A 23,927-nucleotide genomic window follows, 5' to 3' on the forward strand; every position below is an offset into this window, starting at 1 on the left:
CACCGTGGCTGGGCGGGCCGAGCGTTGCCGGGGGGACGCGGCTCGGGACCGCCGACCTCCCCTGGTCAGGGGAGAATGGGGGAGGCGGGCAGCGCGGTGGTGAATGCGGTCCAGGCGGTCGGCGCGAAGAACAGCACCGGGCCGGCGGCGTCCTTGGAGTCGCGGATCGCGATCGTGCGGGCGGCGTGGCCGTGGTCGAGCAGGGCGAACTCGACGCAGGCGCCCTGGTCGCCGCTGCGGGTGCTTTTGCGCCAGCTGGCCCGGGCCAGCAGCGCGGTCGTTTCGGGTGGCATGTCACAGTCCTTTCAGGAGGCGGTTGATGGTGTCGCGGCTCTCCGCCGGGCTCAGCGCGACGGCCCGCAGATGTTCCATGATCTTGGCGCAGGTCCGCAGGTCGTGCGGCCGGTCGAGGATCAGTTGACCGGCGACGGTCTCCACCGAGGCGAGGATCGGGTCCTCCGGGTCGGCGAACTCGAGGATGTGCAGTGAACCGCGAGTGCCCCGGTGGTAGCCGGCCTTCAGCGGGACGACCTGGATGGTCACGTTCGGCAGCTCCGAGGTTTTTAGCAGGGCCTGGAGCTGCGCGGCCATCACCGCCTCCCCGCCGACCGGACGCAGCAGCGCGCCCTCGTCGACGATGGCGTCGTAGATCGGCGGGTCGGGCTCCTTCAGCCGCTGCTGCCGGCCGAGTCGGATCTGCACCCGCTGCTCCACCTCCTCGTCGCCGAGGGTGTGCGGACCGCCGCGCATGATCGCGCGGATGTACTCCGGGGTCTGCAGCAGACCGGGTACCACGGACGGCTCGAAGTTGGCGATCGCCGTCGCCTCGGCCTCGACCGCGATGAAGTCGATCGTCCGACGGTCCAGGATGTACGAGTAGGAGACCCACCAGCCCGGTTTGCGGGCCTCCTTCGCGAGTTGGACCATGTCCTCGATCTCGCTCTCCGGCCGCTTGTAGAGCGTCAGCAGCGCGCGTACCGAGGCGGGGCTGACCATCGTCTGCGCGTTCTCGTACCGGGAGAGCGTGCTGCGGGTGCTGTTGATCTCGTCAGCCGCCTGTTCGAGGGTGAGCCTGGCCGCCTCGCGGGCGTGCCGTAGCGCGATCCCGAGCCGGCGGGCGCGAAATGACTTCGGAGCCATACATCGATCCTGTCACATGGAGACGGGAATGTGTGCATGAGAGAAGCGCCATGAGAGTTGCATTCACGCGTTCACAAATGGCAATCTGTCGTCACGTCCTCACCGCCGGTGGTCGTGTCGACGGTGGCTGTGGGTGACCGAAGGGGAATGAGGCGCACGGCGATCGGACCTTCCCGTACCCGATCGCCGTGTTCCTTCCGCCGGCTGCGGACCTGGAGGTGACAGATGACCGTGACCCCCTGCTGGCCTCGGGTCTCCCGGTGTCGCTGGTGCGCCCGGCCGGTGCTCCGGGACAACGACGGGGCGTGGATCCACGCCGACCTTGCCTACGTCTGCCGGGACCGTGGCGGCGGACTGGCCGCCACGACCGCCGAGCCGGAGGCGGTCCGCCGTGCCGGCTGACCGACTCACCGGGTACCTCCGGAACGGGGGCGGCACCCGTCATCCCGACCGGTGGCCGGAGTCCTCCTGATGACCCGGTACCTCGTTGTCCTCACCGATGTACGGCCGCTGACGAGGGAAGGCCGGGACGAACGGATCGAACCGGAGCGGCGGCGCCAGGTGGTGGGCGCGACCAGCCGGGAGGCGGCGGACCGGATCGCCGCCGCCTTCGCCGCACTCGGCATGGTCCGGGCCGGCCGACAACGGGTCAAGGTGCTCGCCGTCGGCCGCCGCCGGGTCGAGGTCTGAGGAAGGCCCTCCCCGGCGGCGCGTACCGACCCGCTCAGCCCGGGCTGGACGAACGGCGGCGCAGCCGGAACCAGCGCCGACGGACGAACCGGAAGAACTCCTGGAACGCCCGCGTGCGCCAACGGACCAGCAACGTCACGAACGGCGCCGTGAGCAGGACCGCGCCGACGATCTCGACCGCCTCGGGGGGGTACGGCCCGAGGCTCGCGATCAGCATCCCGACGGCCAGCGCCCCGAGTCGCAGCGGTGCCACGGCGAAGGTGAAGCGCCTGCGGTTGGTCCGGAGGAGGGTCCGGATCGGTGCGGAGAGCCGGGACAGCCGCCAGCGGAGCATCACCAGTACGCCGGTCGTCGCCGCCACGGTGATCAGCACGCCGACGGTCGAGCCCAGCAGCCGGGACGGGATCAGGTCGAGTGCCGTACCCAGCAGCAACGTGGCGAGCAGGAGCAGCACACAGCCGAGATCGGTGAGCAGCCAGAGCACCTGCCGGGCGCCGAGTGTCGCGGCCCGCAACGCCACCGGGTCGTTCGGTACCGCCTGGAGCACACCGCCCATACTCGGGGCGGCACGTACCGCCCGTCCCCACTCCGCGTCGAGGGTGGCCAGGCCGTACAGCGCCTGGGTGTTGTCGGGAGCGAGGCGCAGCGCCGCCAGGTACGCCGCCCGGGCCCGCCCGAACTCGGCCATCCGACGCTGCACCCTGCCCTCGGTGACGTGCGCCCAGACACTCTCCGGGTCGAGTTCCCGGGCCCGCGTGGTCGAGGCCAGGGCGGCCAGCACCGCCCGGGTGCCGCGCTGGCGCAGCAGCGCCTCGGCCCGGACAAGTTCGCCACGGGCGTCGTCCGGAGCGAGCGTGCGGGCCTGGTCGGCGGCGGCCAGCGCCTCGGGGATCCGGCCCAGGTGGCGCAGCGCGGTCGACCGCCTGCGGTGGATCTGGGGGTTGTCCGGGGCACGTCGGGCCGCCATGTCGAGCACGCCCAGCATGTCCGACCAGCGGCTCTCCAACTGGTGGCAGGTGGCGAGCAGCTCAAGGGCGTAACTGTCCCCCGGATCCTCGCGCAGCGCCTCCGCGATCAGCGGGTACGCCGCCTCGACCCGGTCGACCCGGACGAGTTGCACCGCCCGGTCCAGCAGGGCGTCCCGGCCGCTTCCGGCGGTGCCCGTCCCCGCCGTACCGGTCCCGGTACCCCCGCCGGCCATCAGAGCAACTTCCGCCGCTTGAGGTACGCGACCAGGTCGTCGTACGCGCCGCCCTCGTTGGCGAACATCGCCACGTTGCGGGCGGTGGCGAACCACGGCTTGGTCGACGGGCGGATGTCCTTCAACGCCCGGTCGAAGTCGCGCTGCTCGATCATGCGTACCTCGCCGCGTCGGATCGAGTCGGCCATCGCGTACTCGGCGGCGGACTCGCAGAGGTGGGCCAGGTCGGCACCGGAGAAGTCCTCCGTGCTGTTCACGATCCGCCGCAGGTCGATGTTGGCGATCGGCCGCTCCCGGACGTGGTACTGCAGGATCGAGGCCCGGGCCGGGGCGTCCGGCGGCAGCACCAGCACCACCCGGTCGAGCCGGCCGGGGCGGCGCAGCGCCGGGTCGACGTCCCACGGCGTGTTGGTCGCGGCGAGGACAAAAACGCCCTCGTTGTTGCCCTCGACGCCGTCGAGTTCGGCCAGCAGCTGGTTGCCGATGGTCCGCATGTTGCTCGAGGTGATCTTGGACCGTTTGTGGCCCAGCGCGTCCACCTCGTCGAGGAAGAGCACACACGGGGCGCTGCGCCGGGCGGCCTCGAACAGCTCGTGCAGGTTGCGCTCCGAGTTGCCGATCCACATGTCGAGCACGTCCACGATGGACAGCGAGATGAACTTCGCCCCCATCTCGCCGGCGATCGCCCGGGCCAGGAACGTCTTGCCGCAACCCGGCGGGCCGTACAGCATCAGGCCGCCGCGCAGGCTCTTGCCGTACAGCTTGCGCAGTTCAGGGTTGCGCAACGGGCCGAGGAAGGCGAGTTCGAGCCGTTCCTTGACGTCGGTCATCCCACCCACGTCGGCGAGCCGGATCGGGGGGGTCTCCACGTCGAACATCCGGTCCGCTTCGCCAGCGACCGGCTCGGGCTCGTCCCCGGCGGCGAACCGCGGCGGTACGACGTCGGCGAGTTCCTGCTCGTAGGCGGCGAGCGGGTCGTCGGCCGACCGTCCGGTGGGCGGCGGGCCGGCCGGCTGTCCCGGTCCCGGCGCGGCGGGCGTGGCGTCCGGTGCCCCGGGCGACGACGTGGCGGCGGACGCCGAGCCGGGCGACGACGTGGCGACGGCCGCCGGGTCCGGCCCGGTCGGCGGTACGCCGAGCGCCCGCTGCATCAACCGTTGCGCCTGTTCGTCCGCCGGGTTCCGGGCGAGCGCCTGCCCGACGTGCGCGATCGCCTCGCCGGACCGGCCCGCGTCGAGCAGCAGCCCGGCCAGGTGGAGCCGCAGCGGTACGTCGTCCGGATGCGCCTCGACGGCGGCGGTGAGACTGGTGATGACCGAATCGGAACTCACAAGACGTGCAGCCTAGACGTCAGCTGCCACACTGGCGACGCCTCGCCACTCCACCGGTCACCAGCCACCGTCGTCACCGCGATCCGACTGTCACGTACCGTATCCGAACTGCTCACCCCACCCAGGTTTTCCAGAGCCGAAAAGGGGTGTGGACCCGAGCGTTGGCCACGCAGAGTAGGGTCACCCGGAAAGGCGCAGGCGGAGCCCGGCGGCGGTTCCCCACCGTCGTGACGGTGGCGGTTCCCACCGTCGCGACGGCGACGGGGCGCGGCCGGGACGCGGGAGGTACGGTGCCGCGAACGAACGGTGACGCGAAGGAAAGGTGACCGAAGTGACCACCCCAGGCAAGACCCGCGTGGCCGTCGTCTTCGGCGGTCGCAGCACGGAGCACCCGATCTCCTGCGTCAGTGCGGGAAGCATCCTCGCCGCCCTCGACCCGGACGAGTACGACGTGGTCCCGGTCGGCATCACCCGGGCCGGCCAGTGGGTGCTGACCGACGGCGACCCGAGCACCCTCGCGATCACGGACCGCCAACTGCCGGAGGTCACCGCCACGGCCGGCTCCGCGGTCGTGCTGCCGGCCGACCCGACCGGCAACGGGCTGATGGTGTTGGACCCGACCGAGGGGGCGCAGGCGCTCGCCGACGTCGACGTGGTCTTCCCGGCCCTGCACGGCGCCTACGGCGAGGACGGCACCATCCAGGGACTGCTGGAGATGGCCGGCATCCCGTACGTCGGTGCCAACGTCTTCGCCTCGGCCGCGGCGATGGACAAGGAGTTCACCAAGAAGCTCGCGGCCGCCGAGGGCATCCCGGTCGGCCCGTACGTCGTACTGCGCAGCGGGGTCAGCCTGACCGAGGAGGACCGGGAGCGACTCGGGTTGCCGGTCTTCGTCAAGCCGTCCCGGGCCGGCTCGTCGGTCGGCATCACCAAGGTCTCCGACTGGGCCGATCTGGAGGCGGCGGTCGCCACGGCCCGGCAGATCGACCCGAAGGTGCTGGTCGAAGCGGCGATCGTCGGCCGTGAGGTGGAGTGCGGCGTGCTGGAGGCGGAGGCGGGCGGCGGCCCGGAGGCCTCGCTGCTGGCCGAGGTGCGGATCGCCGAGCACGACTTCTACGACTTCGAGGCGAAGTACCTCGACGACGCCTGCGAGTACGACATTCCGGCCAACCTGCCGGACCGGGTCACCCGCCAGGTCCAGGAGTACGCCTGCCGCGCCTTCACCGCGCTGGACTGCGCCGGCCTGGCCCGGGTCGACTTTTTCGTCACCCCGGAGCTGGACGTCTACCTGAACGAGATCAACACCATGCCCGGTTTCACCCCGAGGTCGATGTTCCCGCAGATGTGGGCGGCCAGCGGCCTGGAGTACCCGAAGCTGGTCAGCCGACTGATCCGGACCGCGTTGCGCCGGGGCACCGGTCTGCACTGACGGTGGCGCGAGGATCAGCGCCTGCACCGTCGGTGGTGGCGCGGCGCGACGAGGATCAGCGGCAGCCGCCCGGCACCTGCGGCAGCGACGGCACCGAGGCGACGATCGACTCCGAGACCGGCGCCGCCCACTCCACCGTCTGGGACTGCCCTGCGGGCACGGTGAGCCGTACCGACACCTCGCGGTCCACCGTGGTCAGTGCGAGGCTGCCGGCGGCCTGCTCCGGCAGCCAGCAGACGCCGTTCACCACGAAGAGTTCCACGTCCGGCGGGACCGTCGGGGCCGCCGCGCCGCAGGCGAGGGTGATCGCGGGGTCGCCGTACGCCGCGTTCTGCTCGGCTCCGGCGGTGACCGGCCGCTGGTTGAGGCCGCGCACCGTGGCCGGCAGCTGGGAGAGCAGCGCCCGGCAGACCGTGGCCGGCCGCTCGGCCAGCTCGGGCGCGACCATCCGCACCGGTGCGCTGGACTGCGGCCGGGCCGCCGTCGCCGACGCAGACGGGGTGGGCGCCGGCGGGTCCGGCCGGAGCTGGCCGAAGACGAGTACGCCGACGATCAGCGTCAGCGGCAGGGCGACGACCGTCGCCCAGAGTGCCGCCTGGCGGGTGGCCCGGTCGCCACGCCCGGCCGCCGGCGAATCCGTCGTGTCGTCGGCTGTCGTGGCGGCCCCGGACGCGTCAGCGTCCGGGGTGGTGGCCGTGGTGTCGTCGGGTGTCGACGCCCGCTCGGTGCCTGTCGTGTCCGGCTCGTCGGGCCTGGCGATCCGTGCCATCTACAGCCGCACCACCGAACAGGTCACGGTACGGGTGATGCCCGGCACCAGTTGGACCTTGCTGACTATCATCTTGCCCAACTCGTCCACGGTGTGTGCCTCGCTGAGCACCACCACGTCGTATGGTCCGGTGACCGCGTCGACGCGGACGACCCCCGGAATATCCGAGATGCGTGCGGCCACGTCACGTGCCTTTCCGACCTCAGTCTGGATGAGGATGTACGCCTGGACCACGACCCGCCTCCCGTCCGCCGCCGATCGGCTCGACCGTGAAAATACCGTACGGAGCAGGTCGGATCTCGATGGGTGGTCGGAGGAGACACGATGAGCGATCGAATCGGCCGGCTCGACGGGTGCGACGGGAGGTTCGGGTGAGCGTCACGCGGGCCGGTGAGTTCGGGCTGATCGCCCGGGTGACGGCACGGCTGGGGACCGGGCAGGCGACCCTGCTCGGACCGGGCGACGACGCGGCTGTCGTGCACGCCCCGGACGCCCGGGTGGTCGCCTCGACCGACGTCCTGGTCGACGGGCGGCACTTCCGCCGGGACTGGGCGAGCGCGGTGGACGTCGGCCACCGGGCGGCGGCGGCGAACCTGGCCGACATCGCCGCGATGGGCGCGGTACCGACCGCGTTGCTGGTCGCCCTCTGCATGCCGCCGGACCTGGAGGCGCAGTGGGCGGAGGAGTTGGCCGACGGCCTGGGCGCGGAGGCGGCCAAGGTGGGGGCGAGCGTGGTCGGCGGCGACATGTCGTCGAGTCCCACCCTCACCATCGCGGTCACCGCCCTCGGCGACCTGGGCGGGCGGGACCCGGTCGTGCGGAGCGGGGCCCGGGCCGGGGACATCGTCGCGCTCGCCGGCCGGCTCGGTTACGCCGCGGCCGGCTACACCGTGCTGTCCCGGGGGTTCCGTACCCCGAAGGTGCTGGTCGAGGCGTACCGACGGCCGGAGGTGCCGTACGGGGCCGGTCCGCAGGCGGCCCGGCTCGGCGCCACCGCCATGATCGACATATCGGACGGGCTGATCGCCGACCTCGGCCACGTCGCGGCGGCCAGCCGGGTCGGGATCGACCTGCTCGGTTCGGCGTTCGAGATCCCCGCCCAGATGCGGGACGCGGCCCACGCGCTCGGGGTCGACCCGCAGACCTGGGTGCTCGGTGGGGGCGACGACCACGCCATCGCCGCGACCTTCCCGGAGGACCTGCCGTTGCCGTCCGGCTGGCGCCGGGTCGGGCACGTGGTGCACGGTGCGGGGGTGACCGTGGACGGGCGGGCGTACAAGGGGCCGGCCGGCTGGGACCATTTCCGCTGAGCCGCCGCGCCGAGGGACACCGCACCCGGGCCGGGTCAGGAGAACCGGGCCGGACAGGGTCTTCGTCACATGATCCAGCCGGGAACGGGACGTCGGTTCTACCCTTGTGCCCGTGAGTGACCTGGAGATTCGGGACGAACCATACGATTCCCCGGCGGCGCAGCGTCTGGTCGCCGCCACCCTGGCCGACCTGGCCGTCCGGTACGGCGGCAGCGGTGACGAGACCCCGGTCTCGCCGGCCGAGTTCGAACCGCCGAACGGGACGTTCCTGGTGGCGTACCTGGACGGGGAACCGGTCGGCTGCGCCGGTTGGCGCGCACACGGCGACACCGGCGACGTCGCCGAACTCAAGCGGATGTACGTCTCCCCGGCCGCCCGGGGACGGGGAGTCGCCCGGGCGGTGCTTGCCGGGGTGGAGGAGTCCGTCCGCAGGCACGGACGCCGTCGACTGGTCCTGGAGTGCGGGGACCGGCAGCCCGAGGCGGTCGCGCTCTACCAGAGCAGCGGATTCGAACGGATCCCGGACTTCGGCTACTACCGCGACTCGCCGAACGTGCTCTCCTTCGGCCGCTGGCTCTGACCGTCGCGCCGGCGCTGACCATCGCGCAGCTTCCTAGCGTCGCGTCGGGCAACGGAACAGGACGAAACCGACACCGGGACATGAGGAAAGCCGCCGGGTACCTGCCCCGGCGGCTTTCCGTGCGTCACGGCGTGCTCAGGCGCGAGCGACCTTGCCGGCCTTGATGCACGAGGTGCAGACCTGGAGCTTGCGGGTCGTGCCGCCACCCGCCGGCGTACGCACCGACTGGATGTTCGGGTTCCAGCGGCGGTTGGTCCGCCGGTGCGAGTGGGACACGTTGTGGCCGAAGCCAGGCCCCTTGCCACAGATGTCGCACACGCTAGCCACGGGATACTCCTGGAAATTGATCGTACGTAAGGCTGCCGGCAGGGCGCTGCCCAGGCAACCTGGCCAGGGTACCCGATGCCCGGGTCAGCCGGCCAATCGGCTCCACCCGGCGGAACCGGCGGGTCGATCGTACGCCAGCCCGGGCGCGCGGTCGGTGGTCGCCAGTAGGCTTCTCGCCGTGCTGCAGACCCTCGACGCCGCCGCCCTGCGTCGGTGGTGCGCGGGTGGACTGGCCGTGCTCCGGCGGCACCAGCACGAGATCAACGAGCTGAACGTCTACCCGGTGCCGGACGGCGACACCGGCACCAACCTGGTGCTCACCCTGGCCTCGGCCGAGGAGGCACTGCGCACCGACCCGGCAGAGCCACAGCGCACCGACCCGGCAGAGGGGTCGCGAGCGGACCCGGGGGAGGCACAGCGCACCGACCCGGCAGACGTGTCCCGGACCGACCCCGACGGTCAGGGAGCCGGTCCGCCGGTCGCGGCTGACGACGCGGGGTCGGCGCACGGCCGGGTGCTGCGGCGACTCGCGCGCGGCGCCCTGCTCGGCGCCCGGGGCAACTCCGGCGTGATCATGTCGCAGCTGCTGCGCGGGCTCGCCGACGCGCTCTGTGACGTGCCGGTGGTCCGGGGGCGGGCCCTCGCGGTGGCGCTGCGTACGGCCAGTACGGCGGCGTACGCGGCGGTGGCCCGACCGGTGGAGGGGACCCTGCTCACCGTCGCCGCCGCCGCGGCGACCGGTGCCGAGCGGGCGGACACCGACGATCTCCCCGCGGTGGCCCGGGCCGCCGCGAACGCCGCCGACCAGGCGCTGGCGCGTACCCCTGAGCAGTTGCCGGCACTGGCCCGGGCCGGCGTGGTCGACGCCGGTGGACGCGGCCTCTGCCTTCTGCTGCACGCCCTGGTCGAGGTCGTCACAGGTACGCCGTCCGGGACCCGGACCGCGCTGTCCGAATCTTCCACCCGGCCACCCCGGGGGAGCGCGCCGGCCACCGCCGTCCGGGAGACCGGCTCGCCGGACTTCTGCTACGAGGTGCAGTACCTGCTCGACGCCGAACCGGCGGCGGTGGACCTGCTCCGGGTGGAACTGGACCGGCTCGGCGACTCGCTGGTGGTGGTCGGAGACGGGGCCGGGCCGGGGGAGACCGCCACCTGGAACGTGCACGTGCACGTCAACGACGTCGGAGCGGCGATCGAGGCCGGGGTGGTGGCCGGCCGGCCGTACCAGATCCGGGTGACCCGGTTCGCGGACCAGGCGGTCGGGCCGGAGCCGGGCCCGGCGGTGGCCGCCGACAATCCCGAGCGGGCGGCCGTGGTGGTGGCGTCCGGTCCGGGGCTGGCCGCGATCCTCGCCGCCGAGGGGGTCACCGTGGTCGACGAGAACCCGTCCGCCGGGGAGCTGCTGGACGCGATCCGGCGCACCGGAGCCCGGCAGGTCGTGGTGCTGCCGAACGACCCGAACACCCAGGCGGTGGCGGGGCTGGCCGCCGAGGAGGTCGAGGCCGGCGCGGTCGGGCCCGGGGTACGGGTCAGCGTGGTGCCGACCCGCTCGCCGGTGCAGGCGCTCGCCGCGTTGGCGGTCCGGGACCCGTCCCGGCGTTTCGACGACGACGTGATCGCGATGGCCGAGGCGGCCGGCGCCTGCCGGTACGGCGAGGTCTGCCACGCCGGCCGGGAGGCGCTGACCGTGGCGGGCCGGTGTCAGCCGGGCGACGTGCTGGGGCTGGTGGACGGCGAGGTGCACCTGATCGGCGCGGAGCTGGTGTCGACCTGTGCGGCGCTGCTCGACCGGATGCTCGGTGGCGGCGGGGAGCTGGTGACCCTGCTGTCCGGTGCGGACGCACCGGCCGAACTGGCCGACGTGCTGCGGGCCCACCTGGCCCAGCGGTGGCCGTTCGTCGAGGTGCACCACTACTCCGGCGGTCAACCGTTCTACCCCTTGCTGGTGGGGGTCGAGTGACGGCGCGGCGGACAGGGACCGGAACGCCGCCGGGGCCCGGGACACCACGGGTCGGAGCGGTGCGGTCCGGATCGGTGTGGTCCGGGAGGCCGCGGGTCGGAACGGTGCGGGGAGGACGGGGATGACCGAGGCGACAGACCTGGTCGGGTTGGACACGCCGCTGCGGAAGCTGATCGGCGACAAGACGGCGAAGGCGCTGGCCAGCCACCTCGACCTGCACACCGTCGGTGACCTGCTCTACCACTTCCCCCGCCGGTACGACGAGCGCGGCCAGCACACCGACATCCGTTCCCTGGAGGTCGGCGAGCAGGTCACCGTCCTCGGCCAGGTGCGCAAGACGACGGTACGGCCGATGCGGCAACGCCGGGGCAACCTGTTGGAGGTGACCGTCGGCGACGACTCGGGCGGACTGCTCACCCTCACCTTCTTCGGCAACCAGGCGTGGCGGGAGCGTGACCTGCGGCCGGGCCGGTGGGGCCTGTTCGCCGGCAAGGTGACCGAGTTCCGGGGCAAACGCCAGCTCAACGGACCGGAGTACGTGCTGCTCGCCGACCCGAGGAACGACGGCGCCGACCCGAGGAACGACAGTGCCGGGGCGGCCGACGAGGGCGCGGCGGACGCCGCCGCCGGACCGGTCACCGGCGACGAGATCGAGGAGTTCGCCGGGGCACTGATCCCGGTGTATCCGGCCGCGGCGGCGGTGCCGACCTGGGTGATCGCCCGGTGTGTCCGGGTGGTGCTGGACACCGTCGAGGCACCGGAGGACCCGCTGCCGGCGACGATCCGGGCGACCCGGAACCTGATCGGGCTCGGCGCCGCGCTGCGGGACATCCACCGGCCGTCGACCAAGGAGGAGCTGTTCCGGGCCCGGCGCCGGCTGAAGTGGGACGAGGCGTTCGCCGTACAACTGACCCTGGCGCAACGGAAGCACCGGGCGGCGGACTGGCCGGCCCGTCCCCGCCCGCGTCGGGACGACGGGCTGCTCAGCGCGTTCGACGACCGGCTGCCCTACGAGTTGACGGCCGGGCAGCGGGATGTCGGCGAGGAGATCGCCACCGACCTCGGCGCCGCGCACCCGATGCACCGGCTGCTCCAGGGCGAGGTCGGTTCCGGCAAGACGGTCTGCGCGCTACGGGCCATGCTCCAGGTCGTCGACGCGGGAGGCCAGGCGGCGCTGCTCGCGCCGACCGAGGTGCTGGCCGCGCAGCACTACCGGGGCATGCTCGACCTGCTCGGCCCGCTCGGCCGGGCCGGTGAACTCGACGGCGACCCGAACGGCACCCGACTCGCCCTGGTCACCGGCTCGCTCGGCGCGGCGGCCCGCCGCCGTGCCCTGGAGACGGTCGCCGCCGGGGAGGCGGGCCTGGTGATCGGGACCCACGCCCTGCTCTACGAGGGCGTCGACTTCGCCGACCTCGGTCTGGTGGTCGTCGACGAGCAGCACCGGTTCGGGGTCGAGCAGCGCGACGCGTTGCGGGCCAAGGCCGACCAGCCGCCGCACACGCTGGTGATGACCGCGACCCCGATCCCGCGTACGGTCGCGATGACCGTCTACGGCGACCTGGAGATCTCCACCCTGTCCCAGTTGCCGCGGGGGCGCTCGCCGATCGCCTCGCACGTCGTACCGGTGGCGGAGAAACCGGCCTTCCTCGACCGGGCCTGGCGTCGACTGCGCGAGGAGGTCGCCGCCGGCCATCAGGCGTACGTCGTCTGCCCCCGGATCGGCGACCAGGCGGCTACCGCCGAGGAGGTGAGCGGCTCCGGGGAGCCCGGTGAGGACGGCAAGCGCCCGCCGCTGGCGGTGACCGAGGTCGCCCCGCTGCTCGCCGAGGGACCACTGCACGGGCTGCGGATCGGGGTGCTGCACGGGCGGCTGCCGGCCGACGAGAAGGACACCGTGATGCGGACGTTCGCCGCCGGTCAACTCGACGTACTGGTGGCCACCACGGTGATCGAGGTCGGTGTCGACGTACCGAACGCCACCGTGATGATCGTGCTCGACGCGGACCGGTTCGGCGTCTCCCAACTGCACCAGCTACGCGGTCGGGTCGGCCGGGGCTCGGCGGCCGGCCTCTGCCTGCTGGTCACCGAGACGGTCGAGGGTACGCCCGCCCGGGAACGCCTGGACGCGGTCGCCTCCACCACCGACGGGTTCCGGCTCGCCGAACTCGACCTGGAGCAGCGGCGCGAGGGTGACGTGCTCGGGGCGACCCAGTCCGGGCGGCGTTCGCACCTGCGGCTGCTGTCGCTGCTGCGTGACGCCGAGCTGATCCGGGACGCCCGCGCCGAGGCGATCGCCCTGGTCGAGGAGGACCCGGAGTTGGACCGTCATCCGGCGCTGGCCGCGTCGGTGGCCGCGCTGGTCGACGAGGACCGCGCCGAATACCTCGAAAAGGGCTGAGTTCCTGCCGGTCGTCCGCACCGCGGTCCGCGCCACCTTGTCGGTGTCGGGTTGTCCGCGCCGTCCCACCCGCGTTTCGTCGGCGCGATGATCGCGATTCCGGTAAGGACCGTTCTCTGGACGACGCCTGCCGAATTGTTTCCTTCTGGCGAACCTTTTGAAACAGGGGAGACGGGTCGTTCCGGAAAGAGCGCTGAGGGCGCGCAGACCGTTTCCGGTCGACGCGCCCTCAGGCGTTCTGTTCAGTTGTCCTGGCTGTTGCCGATCAGGCGGTGAAGGTCACCCGGCGACGACGGGCCACGATGAAGAGGACAACACCGGCGATCAGCAGCACACCGGCGGCGATCGCGATGCCACCGGCGGCGGCACCGGTCACCGGCAGCCCCGGCTCGTCGCTGCCTCCGCCGCCTCCGCCACAGTTGGCCGGCTTCTCGAAGACGACCTCGAGCGGCTCTCCGCCCAGCTCGGGGAAGACGACGGACGCCGTGGTGGACTTACCGGGCTTGAAGGTCACGACCTCCGGCTCGGTGTTGCCCGGCGCCACGGTCAGCGTCTTGGTCTCGTCCCCGTAGGTCACCTCGACCTTGAGCGGGGTGTTGCCCTCGGGGTTCAGGACCCCGACGCCGAAGGTGTCACAGTCGGCGTCCACCAGCACCTCGGGGAGCTCGCACTCCTCGGGGCGCTGCCAGCCACCCTTCTTGGTCTCGAAGCCCTCGGCGGTGACCACGATCTCGGCGGCGTGCTCGGCCGGAACGAGGACGGTGTCACCCTTGCCGGCCGCGATCGAGACCTTCTTGGTCCACTCGCCGGCGGTGATGGTGAACTCCACCGGGTACTTGCTGATCTCGCCGTTGTTGCTGAGGTTGACAGCGACGCTGCCGTCGCAGTTGGAGACGAAGTCGGCCGCCGGCTGCTGGCACGCCTTGGTGCCGCCGTTGTACCAGCCCTGCGGGCCCTCCGACCGGCTGCCCGGCTCGCCGCGGCTGCCCAGCTTCTTGTCGCCGTAGCGCGCTCCGCCGGCGACGATCTCCTCGATGATCTCGGACTCGCCGCCCCAGATCAGGTCGACCTGGGTGTTGCAGTCCGGCACCGGGACCTCCAGCGCGATCGAGGTCGTGCCGGCCTCGATGACGTCGGTGTCCTTGCCGTACAGGTACTGCGGCACGTCGTACTGCGGACGCGGGGCGAAGTACGACACCAGGGTGAACGGCTGCTTGACACCGTCACAGAGCGGCAGGTTGCCCTGGAGCTCCACGGTCGCCTTGCCGCCCGGGCCGTCGAAGGTGTGCTTGAACTTGGCCTTCGACGCGTCCACACAGACCGGCGGCTGCTCGCCGCAGGTCTGGTTGCCGACGTTGACGTCGCCGTCCTCGTTGTCGTTGGTCTTCTTTTCAAGGACGGTCTTGTCGTCCTGGATCCACTTCATGTAGACGTCGAGGCTGACGACGCCGGTGGTGGTGCCGGGCACCTTCTGGGTGACGACGACCGTGTCACTGTCGTTGTCGCGGTTTTTCTTGACGAGCACTGGCTGGACGGCGTCGGGAGCGCTGCCACCGTCGATTTTCGCCAGCACCTGGCCTTCCTTAGTCGTCACCGGTGTGTCCGGTGTGCCAAGGACGCCGAGGATTGTGGCCGACTTGTCGGCCTCGCTGTGCGAGATGGTCCAGGTGATGACCTTCTCGTTCGACCCGGACGGGCACACCACGGTGCCGGTGATCTCGGGATGGTGGGCGCTCGCGGGCGCGGCGGCGGTGAGCGCCGCGCCGAGGCCGAGTACTGCGGCCCCGAGGATGGCGAGCGGCCGCCGGAGCGGCAGCTTTGGACGGATCACGCGTGCTCCTGAGGGATAGGGCGTCACGATAAGACGTGGAAGTGGCGGTGAAAGGGGGCGTCGGTAAATGGCGCTCGACCCTCGCGAAAACCGCCCTCCGACGTCTCAGGCCGGCAAACCGCAGCCGGCACAGCGCCAGACCTTATCGATTGCGGTGGTACGGGAACACCTCTCAGGCTTAGCTAACGATGATGTTGTGAATTCGAGATGATTGATCGACGGCAAGTAACGGAGGTATCTCCCTCTGTGTGCTCAGTGTGTCCGGTTGTCCGGATCGGGCGATCGACGTCAGTCAACGCCTTCCGGTCGGCGCGGCCGTCGGCCGGACCGCCTCGGCCGGCCGGTGGAAGCGGTCCGCCGGAACCCCGGCCGGCCGGTGCCCGCTGGCGTCGGTGAGGCGTCGCGTAGCGTCGGAGACATGCGCAGGGAGGTGGGATGACCCGGATCGTCGCCGGTGTGTTCGGTGGTCGACGGATCGCCGCGCCGTCGGGCTCGTCCACCCGGCCGACCAGCGACCGGGTCCGGGAGGCGTTGTTCAGCGCGATCGAGGCGAGTGTCGACCTCGACGGGGCCCGCTTCGCCGACCTGTACTCCGGCTCCGGCGCCGTCGGCCTGGAGGCGTTGTCCCGGGGTGCCGCCCACGTGCTGCTCGTCGAGTCCGACGCCCGGGCCGCCCGGGTGATCCGGGAGAACCTCGGCGTGCTGCGGGTGGCTCCCGGCGGAACGCCGTCCGGCACCGCCCGACTGGTGACCGGGAAGGTCGCCCAGGTCCTCGCCACCGCACCCGAGGGCGGCCCGTACGACGTGATCTTCGCCGATCCGCCGTACGCCGTACCGGACGCCGAACTCGGCGCGGTGCAGACCGCCCTGGTCGACAACGGTTGGCTGGCCGAGGACGCCCTGGTGGTGCTGGAGCGGTCGAGTCGTACCGGCCCGGTCGACTGGGTGCGGGGGCTCACGGGACAGCGATGTCGCCGTTACGGTGAGACCACTCTTTGGTACGGTCGCCGATCATGAGACGCGCGGTCTGTCCTGGCTCGTTCGATCCGGTCACCAACGGCCACCTCGACATCATCGGTCGGGCGAGCCGGTTGTCCGACGAGGTGATCGTCGGTGTGTTGATCAACGAGTCCAAGCGTGGGCTGTTCACCGTCGAGGAGCGGATCGACATGCTCCGCGAGGTGACCGCCGGCTACGGCAACGTACGGGTCGCCTCGTTCCAGGGGCTGCTGGTGGACTTCTGCAGGGCCCAGGAGGCCATGGTGGTGGTCCGGGGGCTGCGCGCGGTCAGCGACTTCGACTACGAGTTGCAGATGGCCCAGATGAACATCGGGCTCGCCGGGGTGGAGACCCTCTTCATGCCGACCAGTCCGGCGTACTCGTTCCTCTCCTCGAGTCTGGTCAAGGACGTGGCGAAGTGGGGAGGCGACGTCTCGCCACACGTACCGGACGTGGTCCGGGAGCGGCTGCGGGAGCGGCTGGTCCGGCCGGGGTCCTGACCTCCGTCATCGAACGGTCGCCGGGTCACGGCGGCGACCGGATCCGTGTCCGACGCGCTGACCAGGGGTTGAAGCGTGGCGACGCGCCGTGCCCGGGGCGATCAGACCCCGGCTCGCGACCGCACCGCATCATGGGTTGAGCAACAACCCGGGCCGACACCCCATCATGTATGTCGACCGAAGCAACGACGGGAGTGAGGTACCGGTGGACCCGCTCGATCGCATAGACGAGATCATCGGCATGGTGGAGACGGCGCGTTCCGTCCCGATGTCCCGGAACAACGCCATGATCGATCGCGCCGAGATGATCGGCGCCCTTGAGGAACTACGCGTCGAGCTCCCCGTTGAACTGCGCCGGGCGGCGGCGCTGCTGGAGGAGCGCGACAAGATCGTGGACGCCGGCAAGCGCGAGGCGGACCGGATCATCAGCGAGGGTGAGGCGGAGCACGCCCGCCTGGTCTCGGTCAACGAGATCACGGTCTCCGCCGAGCACGAGGGCGCCCGGATCATCGCCGAGGCCCGGGCCGAGGCCCAACGGCTCCGGGAGGAGGTCGACGACTACGTCGACACTGCGCTGGCCAACTTCGAACAGTTCCTGACCCGGGCGCTCGCCTCCATCGAGCGGGGCCGGGACAAGATGCACGCCCTGCGGGAGATCGGCACATTCGTGGGGGAGGAGAATGAACGTCCACTGCCGTTCTGACGTCAGCTGTCCGGATCGCCCCGTCGGACGCCCCCGGTCCGGTCCGGGTGGACCCGCCGCGCGCCCCCGGACCGCCTCGCCAGGACGCCCCCGGTTCGACGCTAAGCCCGCTGCTCAGGTAACCTGCCTTGTCGGCCGCGCACAGGCCGGAGTCTGACTATGCCCAAACATCTGCCGACCCACCTCGATCCCAGGTCGCCCCTGGTCCTCGACACGAAGGACCTGCCGCGCCGACCTGGAGTTCTGCGTACGGTCGAACGGACGGTGCCGGCACCGGCGGACCTCGGCGTGGAGCTGGTCGGCGTGCCGGAGGGCGCGGACCTGAGCCTCGACCTGAGGCTCGAGTCGGTGTCCGAGGGTGTGCTCGTCACCGGGACCGTCTCCGGTCCCATCGAGGGCGAGTGTGGCCGCTGCCTGCGCCCGATCACGGACTCACTGGTCGTCCCGATCCAGGAGCTGTACGCCTACCAGCACAGCACCACGGATGAGACCGCCGACGAGTTCGAGGTCGGCCGGATGGAGGGCGACCTGATCAACCTGGAGCCGGCGCTCCGGGACGCGGTGGTGCTCGCACTGCCGACCAACCCGGTGTGCCGCCAGGACTGTCCAGGCCTGTGCCCCGAGTGTGGGGTGCACTGGGACGAGCTGCCGGCTGACCACAGCCACCAGCAGATCGATCCACGCTGGGCGGGCCTGTCGCAAATGACCCGTCAAGAGGAGTAGGTAGAACCGTGGCCGTCCCCAAGCGCAAGATGTCGCGCAGCAACACCCGGTCCCGCCGGGCGCAGTGGAAGACCACGGCGGTCGCGACCGTGGCCTGCCCGCAGTGCAAGTCGCCGAAGCTGCCGCACGCGGCCTGCAGCGTCTGCGGCACGTACAACGGCCGCCAGGTCATCGAGGTCTGACCCGGATCTCGAGTGACGCCCCCGGCCCCCGGTCGGGCGGCGCATCCGCCCTGGCGACTGCCCGGTGCACCGGCTCCCGCCGACGCCGACCGATCTTCCGCGGTCGGCGTTCCCGTGGAGCCGGGCACCGTGCGGATCGCCGTCGACCTCCTCGGCGGGGACGATGCTCCCGCCGTCGTGGTTGACGGCGCTCTGCGGGCGCTCGGTGCCGACCCAGACCTGTTCCTCCTGCTCGTCGGTCCCCCCGAGGTGGCCGACGGGCTCGTCGCGATGCTCCGGCCGGCCGACCGTGACCGGGTAGCCGTCCGGCCGGTCCGCGACGCCGCGGCGATGACCGCGGACCCGGCGACCCTCGCCCGGGCCGACAGCACCGTCTCCGCGGCGGTCGCGGCCGTGTGCGAGGAGGCCGCCGACGCCGTCGTCTCCGCCGGCTCGACCGCCGCCACCGTGACCGCCGCCGTGCTCGGCTTCGGTCGGTGGCCCGGCGTACGTCGCCCGGCGCTGGTCGCCACCCTGCCGGCGCTCACCGGCCCGGTGGCGCTGCTCGACGTCGGCGGATCGTTGGAGGCCCGCCCGGCGACCCTGGCCCGGCACGCGGTGCTCGGGGCGGCGTACGCGGCCGTCACCCACGGACTGGTCCGGCCCCGGGTCGGCCTGCTCTCCATCGGCACCGAGCCCGGTAAGGGCGACCGGGCCCGTCGCGCCGCCGACCCGACCCTGGTCGAGCAGCCGCTGCCGGCGGGCGCCCACTACGTCGGCCTCGTCGAGGGGTACGACGTCGCCACCGGTGCCCGCGCCGACGTGGTCGTCACCGACGGCTTCACCGGCAACGTCCTGCTCAAGGGGATCGAGGGCGCGTACGCGATGGCCGGCGGGCCACCGGCCAGCGGCGGTGCGCCCCGGGCCGCCGCCCTGCTGGGGGTCGCCGGCACCGTGGTGGTCTGCCACGGCGCCGCCCGGGACGACGACGTCGCCTCGGGCATCGCACTCGCCGCCCACCTGCACCGCCGCCGGGCGGTTCCGGCGATCTCCGCGGTGCTCGCCGGACTCAACGGCACCAGCCACATCACCGATACCGAGGTAACGGCATGACCAAGGACAAGCGGCGTCGACCGCCGGTCACCCACCTGGAGGCGGCGTTCGGCGTCGCCTTCGACCCGGAGCTGCTGGAACGGGCCCTCACCCACCGTTCGTTCGCGTACGAGAACGGTGGTCTGCCGACCAACGAGCGGTTGGAGTTCCTCGGCGACTCGGTGCTCGGTGTCGTGATCACGAGTGCCCTCTTCCACAATCACCCGGACCTGCCCGAGGGGCAGCTGGCCAAGCTGCGGGCCAGCGTGGTCAACATGCGGGCGCTGGCCGACGTGGCCCGCCGCCTCGGACCGCTCGGGCTCGGGCCGTACCTGCTGCTGGGCAAGGGCGAGGAGAGCACCGGGGGCCGGGACAAGGCGAGCATCCTCGCCGACACCCTGGAGGCGCTGCTCGGGGCGATCTACCTCCAGTACGGGCTGGACACCGCCGGGATCGTGATCCACCGGCTCTTCGACCCGCTGATGGCGGAGTCGGCCGGTCGGGGCGCCGCGCTGGACTGGAAGACCAGCCTGCAGGAGCTGACCGCAGCGCTCGGGCTCGGCGTTCCGGAGTACCGGATCGACGAGGCGGGTCCGGACCACGCCAAGACCTTCACCGCCTGGGTGGTGGTGGCCGGCCGCAAGTACGGCGGTGCCGACGGCCGCAGCAAGAAGGAGGCCGAGCAGCGGGCCGCCGAGGCCGCCTGGCGTACCCTCTCTGACCAGACGGCCGAGCCGACGGTCGACGGGGGCGCCGGGCCCGGCGTCGAACCCGACCCCGTGGACTGACCACGGAACGAACCGACCACCCATCGGCGGACCGTGCCGCGGGCCGACCGAGCTGACCGAGGCGGACAGGAAACACACATGCCCGAACTGCCCGAGGTGGAGACGGTCCGCGACGGGCTGGCCCGTTGGGTGACCGGCCGCCGGATCGTCGCCGTCGAGGTACGGCACCCGCGCGCCATCCGCCGGCACGTCGCCGGCCCTGAGCACTTTGCCGCGGTGCTCACCGGGCGGACGATCGTGGGCGCCCGACGGCGCGGCAAGTACCTCTGGCTGCCGCTGGACAGCGGCGACGCGATCATCGGGCATCTCGGCATGTCCGGGCAGCTGCTGGTCCAGCCGGCGGAGGCCGCCGACGAGACACATCTGCGGGTGCGGTTCACCCTCGACGACGGCGGCTCGCAGCTGCGTTTCGTCGACCAGCGCACCTTCGGCGGTCTCTCGGTCTCCGAGGGCGGCGCCACCCTGCCCGCCGAGATCGCGCACATCGCCCGGGACCCGATGGACCCGGAGTTCTCCGATCCCGACTTCGTCGCCGCGGTCCGCCGACGGCGTACCGAGATCAAGCGGGCGCTGCTCGACCAGACCCTGATCTCCGGGGTCGGCAACATCTACGCCGACGAGGCGCTGTGGCGGGCGAAGCTGCACGGCACCCGTCCGACCGAGGCGCTCACCGGGCCGGCGATCACCCGGCTGCTCGGGCACGTCCGGGACGTGCTCGGCGAGGCGATCACCCAGGGCGGCACCAGCTTCGACGCGCTGTACGTCAACGTCAACGGGGAGAGCGGCTACTTCGACCGGGAGCTGAACGTGTACGGCCGGGAGGGGCTGCCGTGCCGCCGCTGCGGTACCCCGATCCGCCGGGAGCCGTTCATGAACCGGTCGTCGTACAGCTGCCCGCGCTGCCAGCCGCGCCCCCGGGCGGTCCGTCCGCCGACCCGCTGACCCCGACGCACCGGTCCCGGCGAGCGCCAGGTTGCTCGGCCGGGGGGTGTGCGGTCAGGAGGCACAGGTTTCCCGTACGACGCCGAGGTCGCGGTCCTTCCGGATCGAGGTGAAGCCGTAGCCGAGTGTGGTGGTGCAGAACTCGTCGGTGATCGAGCTGTACTCCACGTGGAAGACGGTCTTCCCGGCCTCGACAAACGGCAGCAGCCGCTGGCACTCGGTACGCCGGAAGCACTCCTCGTTGACCGCGAAGTCGAAGTACGGCTCCAGCGCCAGCGCCTGGTCGACGTCGTTGGTCAGCCCGGGGGCGAGCTGCGTCTCGCGGGCCAGGGTGGCCACCCGGCGGTTGAAGGTGAGCTGGTCGTCGAAGGTCAGCGGGAACCCGGACCGGTGCCGGTAGCCGTCCATCCCGGCCGGCAGCAGGGCGACGAAACCCTTGCCCCGGCAGAGCCGGAACCGGTCGGCCAGCACCGGCTCCAGCGCCGACCACCGTCGGATGTCCAGCCAGCGCCCGAGCGGGGCGCCACCCGACTGCCCGGGCACCCGGACCCGCTCACCGAGCGTGTCGGCCGGGAACCGCGCCGCGTCCGGACGCGACTCCTGGTGGATGCCGACCTCCACGTGACACATCAACCGCCGCCCGGCGGCCCGGAGCCGCCGGGCCTCCTCCAACGAGGTGCGGAAGACGTCGAGCGCGTACACCTGGGCCTCGACGCCCGGGTCGAGCGGACCGGTCAGCTGCCACTGCCAGCTCGGGGCGGGGCCGCCCGGCCAGGGCGGGACCGCCGCCGACCGGTTCGGCAGGTACCGGCACGCGGCGCCGGACAGCAGCAGGCCGAGGACGAGGGACAGCGCGAGGGCGCGACGTGGCCGGCCGGTGACCGGTCCGCGGTCGGCCGGGCGGCGGCGTCGGACACGGGGCCATCGGATCGGGCCACCCGGGCCCGGCACGTCAGTGGGCTGCGGTGGTCACCGGCCGCGCACCTCCTCGTCCTGGCCAACGAGGCAGCCGGCGGCGGGGGCACGGCCCCTGGTCAGGGCGGTGGCACCGCCCGTCAGGCGGCGGATTCTGTCCGGCCGGGAGGTCCGGTCGGGCTGAGAGATTCGCTCGGCTGGGTGACCCGGCCGGACCGGGAGACCGGCTCGGGGTCAGGCGGTGGCGCCGAACACCTGCGTCCAGTACAACCGCCCGTCGGCGCCGGTGGCCACCCCGACCCCCATCGCCCTCGCCGCGCAGTTGAGGATGTTGGCGCGGTGTCCGGAGCTGTTCATCCAGCCGTCCATCACCGCGGCGGCGTTCGGGTAGCCCATCGCCACGTTCTCGCCGATCGGGTTGTCGTAGCCGGCCCGCCGGGCCCGTTCCACGAAGCTGCTGCCGTCGCTGCCGGTGTGTGACATGTTGGTGTGTTCGCCCTGGTCCTGACTGTGCAGTCGGGCCGCCTCGGCCAGTTGGCGGTTCATCACCACCGGGTCGCAGCCGTTCGCGGCGCGTTCCCGGTTGACGATCTCCAGCACCTGGGCCTCACGGCTGTCCTCGCTCGGGTTCGCCCTGGTCGGCGCCTTGGCAGTGGTCCGACGCGGGGTCGGGCTGGTGGTCCGGGGCCGGGTGGTGCGGGGCGTGGCGCTGGGTTTCGGGCTCGGTCGGGTGCTGCTGGGGACCGGACTGGGCGAGGCGGTGTCCGCGTCGACGTCGGTCTGGGGAGCCTCGGGGAGAGACGTGCCGTCCGACGGCTCGGCGGCCGTGTCCGGGGCCGGCTGCTCCGCGCCGGAGATGCTCGGTGCACTGGTCAGGGCCGGTGGGAGCAGGGCCGCGCCGACCCCGATGAGCGCCAGCAGCGCGGTGACGGCGACGCCCAGGCCGACCGGGCCCCGCAGCCGGGTCTGGCGGCGGTGCCGACCGCTGTTCCGGCTCTCCGCCCTGCCGTCGTCCGGCCGCCGGCCGCCGTCCCGGCTGTCCGGGCGGATCCGCGCCGGGCCCGCCGTCGCGCCGGGCCGGACCCGCCGTGCCGGTACCTCGTCGTCCTGGTCCGGGCCCAGCTCGAAGAAGCCCAGCTCAGTCGGGTGCCGGTCACCCGAGTCTGCCCAGCCTCCACCGCCGGGGTACTCCCGGTGCCGGTCGCCGGGGCTGTCCCAGTGCCGGTCGCCGGAGTCGTCCCAGTGCTCATTGCCGGAGTTCGCCCAGTCTCCATCGCCGGAGGGCTGCCGGTACTGATCGCCGGTATGCCACTGTCCACCGTCGGACGGCTGCCGGGGTCCGGGGTCGGACGGGTGCCCCCGATCCGGTGGGCTGGGCCATCCGGTGCCCTCGCCCCGGTCGATCGGGTCGTTCCACCCGTGCACGTCCCACGCCTCCTCAACGGTTCCCGGTCGTCAGTCGGGTCCTGATCCGTCGGATCCGGGACACCGTCCCTCGGATCCGGGCTGACATCTGTCGACCGGGGCCGCCGCAGAGCTGCTCCCGATCCTGCCGTCCGGACGCTACGTGGGGCTCTGGCCAGGGGCAATGCGGCTAAGGAAGATATAAGACAGGGTGCGACGGTGGTCACCGGCCGCTGGCCAGGGGCATCACCGGAACGGACATCGACTGGCGGTACACTCGGCGACGTCGGAACAGCGACCTGGTCCGTGTCACGACAGCCTCGGGTCTCCGAGCGGTCCACGACACAGGTGCCGCATCCCCGGTGGAACTTGACTCAGCCGGGACATCGGCACACTATGTAAGTGTCGCCAGTCGCGCCCGACCATGCCTGCGTTCGATTGCGGGCAGGAAGTCGCGTACGAGTTGGGCGCGCGTTGGCCGGCCTTTCCGGCAGCGCATTACAAGGAGACGATATGGCGAAGGCCCTCTACGGCCACGTCGGCGCGGCGCCAGACCGGCGTCTTCTCGACGAGGTCACCCGACTGCGTGCCAGGGTCCAGGCACTGGAGTTCGAGACAACGCGGTTGCGTGCCGAGAACGATCGGCTCGCGGCGGCGGTCGCAGAGGCAGACGACCTGCTGCGGCTGGCCGAGCCCGCGCTGACCTGATCCCGCCGGGCGCCGGGTGACCG

Annotated in this window: 25 protein-coding genes and 1 pseudogene; 16 read left to right on the top strand and 10 right to left on the bottom strand. The window is 72.2% G+C overall.

Going from position 1 to position 23,927, the window contains the following annotated elements:
- Positions 1-65: 65 nt before the first annotated feature.
- Positions 66-293, bottom strand: a complete 228-nt coding sequence (locus V1633_RS20580; protein WP_331216000.1) for a DUF397 domain-containing protein — start codon at positions 291-293, stop codon at positions 66-68.
- Between the two features lies 1 nt (position 294).
- A complete protein-coding gene (locus tag V1633_RS20585) occupies positions 295-1,140 on the bottom strand; it encodes a helix-turn-helix domain-containing protein (RefSeq protein ID WP_331216001.1) in 846 nt (281 codons plus the stop codon).
- A 225-nt stretch (positions 1,141-1,365) separates the two neighbouring features.
- On the opposite strand from V1633_RS20585, the gene V1633_RS20590 reads away from it, so the two are divergent.
- Both V1633_RS20590 and V1633_RS20595 read left to right on the top strand, forming a co-directional pair.
- On the top strand, positions 1,366-1,542 hold the full coding sequence (locus tag V1633_RS20590) for a hypothetical protein (protein ID WP_331216002.1): 177 nt from the start codon (positions 1,366-1,368) through the stop codon (positions 1,540-1,542).
- A 69-nt stretch (positions 1,543-1,611) separates the two neighbouring features.
- A complete protein-coding gene (locus V1633_RS20595; protein WP_331216003.1) occupies positions 1,612-1,830 on the top strand; it encodes a hypothetical protein in 219 nt (72 codons plus the stop codon).
- 34 nt (positions 1,831-1,864) lie between these two features.
- Here V1633_RS20595 and V1633_RS20600 read toward each other — a convergent pair whose 3' ends face one another.
- Positions 1,865-3,031 (bottom strand): tetratricopeptide repeat protein, encoded by a 1,167-nt coding sequence (locus tag V1633_RS20600; RefSeq protein ID WP_331216004.1) that lies wholly within the window; start codon positions 3,029-3,031, stop codon positions 1,865-1,867.
- Positions 3,031-4,362 carry an ATP-binding protein gene (locus tag V1633_RS20605; protein WP_331216005.1) on the bottom strand — a complete coding sequence of 444 codons (1,332 nt, stop codon included), beginning with the start codon at positions 4,360-4,362 and terminating at the stop codon, positions 3,031-3,033. The genes V1633_RS20600 and V1633_RS20605 overlap by 1 nt, the downstream gene beginning before the upstream one ends.
- A 331-nt stretch (positions 4,363-4,693) precedes the next feature.
- On the opposite strand from V1633_RS20605, the gene V1633_RS20610 reads away from it, so the two are divergent.
- Complete coding sequence (locus tag V1633_RS20610; RefSeq protein ID WP_331216006.1) at positions 4,694-5,791, top strand: D-alanine--D-alanine ligase family protein; 1,098 nt, start codon at positions 4,694-4,696, stop codon at positions 5,789-5,791.
- 55 nt (positions 5,792-5,846) lie between these two features.
- Here the strand turns inward: V1633_RS20610 and V1633_RS20615 are convergent, their stop codons facing one another.
- Together V1633_RS20615 and V1633_RS20620 are read right to left on the bottom strand one after the other, a co-directional pair.
- Positions 5,847-6,560 (bottom strand): DUF3515 domain-containing protein, encoded by a 714-nt coding sequence (locus V1633_RS20615; RefSeq protein WP_331216007.1) that lies wholly within the window; start codon positions 6,558-6,560, stop codon positions 5,847-5,849.
- Entirely contained in the window at positions 6,561-6,794 is a 234-nt protein-coding gene (locus tag V1633_RS20620; protein WP_331216008.1) for an Lrp/AsnC ligand binding domain-containing protein, read from the bottom strand.
- Between the two features lie 137 nt (positions 6,795-6,931).
- On the opposite strand from V1633_RS20620, the gene V1633_RS20625 reads away from it, so the two are divergent.
- Both V1633_RS20625 and V1633_RS20630 read left to right on the top strand, forming a co-directional pair.
- Entirely contained in the window at positions 6,932-7,870 is a 939-nt protein-coding gene (locus V1633_RS20625) for a thiamine-phosphate kinase (RefSeq protein WP_331216009.1), read from the top strand.
- Positions 7,871-7,982: 112 nt separating this feature from the next.
- Positions 7,983-8,450: a GNAT family N-acetyltransferase gene (locus V1633_RS20630; protein WP_331216010.1), complete on the top strand. Its 468-nt coding sequence runs from the start codon at positions 7,983-7,985 to the stop codon at positions 8,448-8,450.
- Positions 8,451-8,585: 135 nt separating this feature from the next.
- Here V1633_RS20630 and rpmB read toward each other — a convergent pair whose 3' ends face one another.
- Positions 8,586-8,777, bottom strand: coding sequence for a 50S ribosomal protein L28 (rpmB, locus tag V1633_RS20635; RefSeq protein WP_123555573.1), 192 nt, complete (start codon positions 8,775-8,777; stop codon positions 8,586-8,588).
- Positions 8,778-8,955: 178 nt separating this feature from the next.
- Here rpmB and V1633_RS20640 point away from each other — a divergent pair, with 178 nt between their 5' ends.
- On the top strand, positions 8,956-10,737 hold the full coding sequence (locus V1633_RS20640; RefSeq protein ID WP_331216011.1) for a DAK2 domain-containing protein: 1,782 nt from the start codon (positions 8,956-8,958) through the stop codon (positions 10,735-10,737).
- A gap of 121 nt (positions 10,738-10,858) precedes the next feature.
- Positions 10,859-13,138 carry an ATP-dependent DNA helicase RecG gene (recG, locus tag V1633_RS20645; RefSeq protein WP_331216012.1) on the top strand — a complete coding sequence of 760 codons (2,280 nt, stop codon included), beginning with the start codon at positions 10,859-10,861 and terminating at the stop codon, positions 13,136-13,138.
- Between the two features lie 265 nt (positions 13,139-13,403).
- Here recG and V1633_RS20650 read toward each other — a convergent pair whose 3' ends face one another.
- Positions 13,404-14,969: an LPXTG cell wall anchor domain-containing protein gene (locus V1633_RS20650; RefSeq protein WP_331216013.1), complete on the bottom strand. Its 1,566-nt coding sequence runs from the start codon at positions 14,967-14,969 to the stop codon at positions 13,404-13,406.
- 429 nt (positions 14,970-15,398) lie between these two features.
- Here V1633_RS20650 and rsmD point away from each other — a divergent pair.
- The 8 genes and pseudogenes from rsmD to mutM form a co-directional block, all read left to right on the top strand.
- Positions 15,399-15,986, top strand: a pseudogene (gene rsmD, locus V1633_RS20655) (16S rRNA (guanine(966)-N(2))-methyltransferase RsmD); the annotation flags it as partial.
- Entirely contained in the window at positions 15,983-16,468 is a 486-nt protein-coding gene (gene coaD, locus V1633_RS20660; protein WP_331216014.1) for a pantetheine-phosphate adenylyltransferase, read from the top strand. The pseudogene rsmD and the gene coaD, both read left to right, overlap by 4 nt.
- A 205-nt stretch (positions 16,469-16,673) precedes the next feature.
- Positions 16,674-17,171: a hypothetical protein gene (locus V1633_RS20665; protein WP_331216015.1), complete on the top strand. Its 498-nt coding sequence runs from the start codon at positions 16,674-16,676 to the stop codon at positions 17,169-17,171.
- Between the two features lie 159 nt (positions 17,172-17,330).
- A complete protein-coding gene (locus V1633_RS20670; protein ID WP_331216016.1) occupies positions 17,331-17,894 on the top strand; it encodes a YceD family protein in 564 nt (187 codons plus the stop codon).
- Positions 17,895-17,902: 8 nt separating this feature from the next.
- Positions 17,903-18,076 (top strand): 50S ribosomal protein L32, encoded by a 174-nt coding sequence (gene rpmF / locus V1633_RS20675; protein WP_089254967.1) that lies wholly within the window; start codon positions 17,903-17,905, stop codon positions 18,074-18,076.
- Positions 18,077-18,190: 114 nt separating this feature from the next.
- Positions 18,191-19,168 (top strand): phosphate acyltransferase PlsX, encoded by a 978-nt coding sequence (locus tag V1633_RS20680; protein WP_331216208.1) that lies wholly within the window; start codon positions 18,191-18,193, stop codon positions 19,166-19,168.
- Positions 19,165-19,935, top strand: a complete 771-nt coding sequence (gene rnc / locus V1633_RS20685) for a ribonuclease III (RefSeq protein ID WP_331216017.1) — start codon at positions 19,165-19,167, stop codon at positions 19,933-19,935. Before V1633_RS20680 ends, rnc begins: the two co-directional genes overlap by 4 nt.
- A 78-nt stretch (positions 19,936-20,013) precedes the next feature.
- Positions 20,014-20,877: a bifunctional DNA-formamidopyrimidine glycosylase/DNA-(apurinic or apyrimidinic site) lyase gene (gene mutM, locus V1633_RS20690; RefSeq protein ID WP_331216018.1), complete on the top strand. Its 864-nt coding sequence runs from the start codon at positions 20,014-20,016 to the stop codon at positions 20,875-20,877.
- A gap of 54 nt (positions 20,878-20,931) precedes the next feature.
- On the opposite strand, the gene V1633_RS20695 is transcribed toward mutM, so the two are convergent.
- Both V1633_RS20695 and V1633_RS20700 read right to left on the bottom strand, forming a co-directional pair.
- Positions 20,932-21,828, bottom strand: a complete 897-nt coding sequence (locus V1633_RS20695) for an endo alpha-1,4 polygalactosaminidase (protein ID WP_331216019.1) — start codon at positions 21,826-21,828, stop codon at positions 20,932-20,934.
- Between the two features lie 198 nt (positions 21,829-22,026).
- The gene (locus tag V1633_RS20700) at positions 22,027-23,217 is read right to left on the bottom strand and encodes a CAP domain-containing protein (protein WP_331216020.1); all 1,191 of its coding nucleotides are present in this window, start codon (positions 23,215-23,217) and stop codon (positions 22,027-22,029) included.
- Positions 23,218-23,709: 492 nt separating this feature from the next.
- Between V1633_RS20700 and V1633_RS20705 the strand changes: the two genes are divergently transcribed.
- The gene (locus tag V1633_RS20705) at positions 23,710-23,904 is read left to right on the top strand and encodes a hypothetical protein (protein WP_101370286.1); all 195 of its coding nucleotides are present in this window, start codon (positions 23,710-23,712) and stop codon (positions 23,902-23,904) included.
- Positions 23,905-23,927: the final 23 nt, after the last annotated feature.

The sequence above is a fragment of the Plantactinospora sonchi genome (assembly GCF_036422035.1).
Lineage (GTDB): Bacteria > Actinomycetota > Actinomycetes > Mycobacteriales > Micromonosporaceae > Plantactinospora > Plantactinospora sonchi.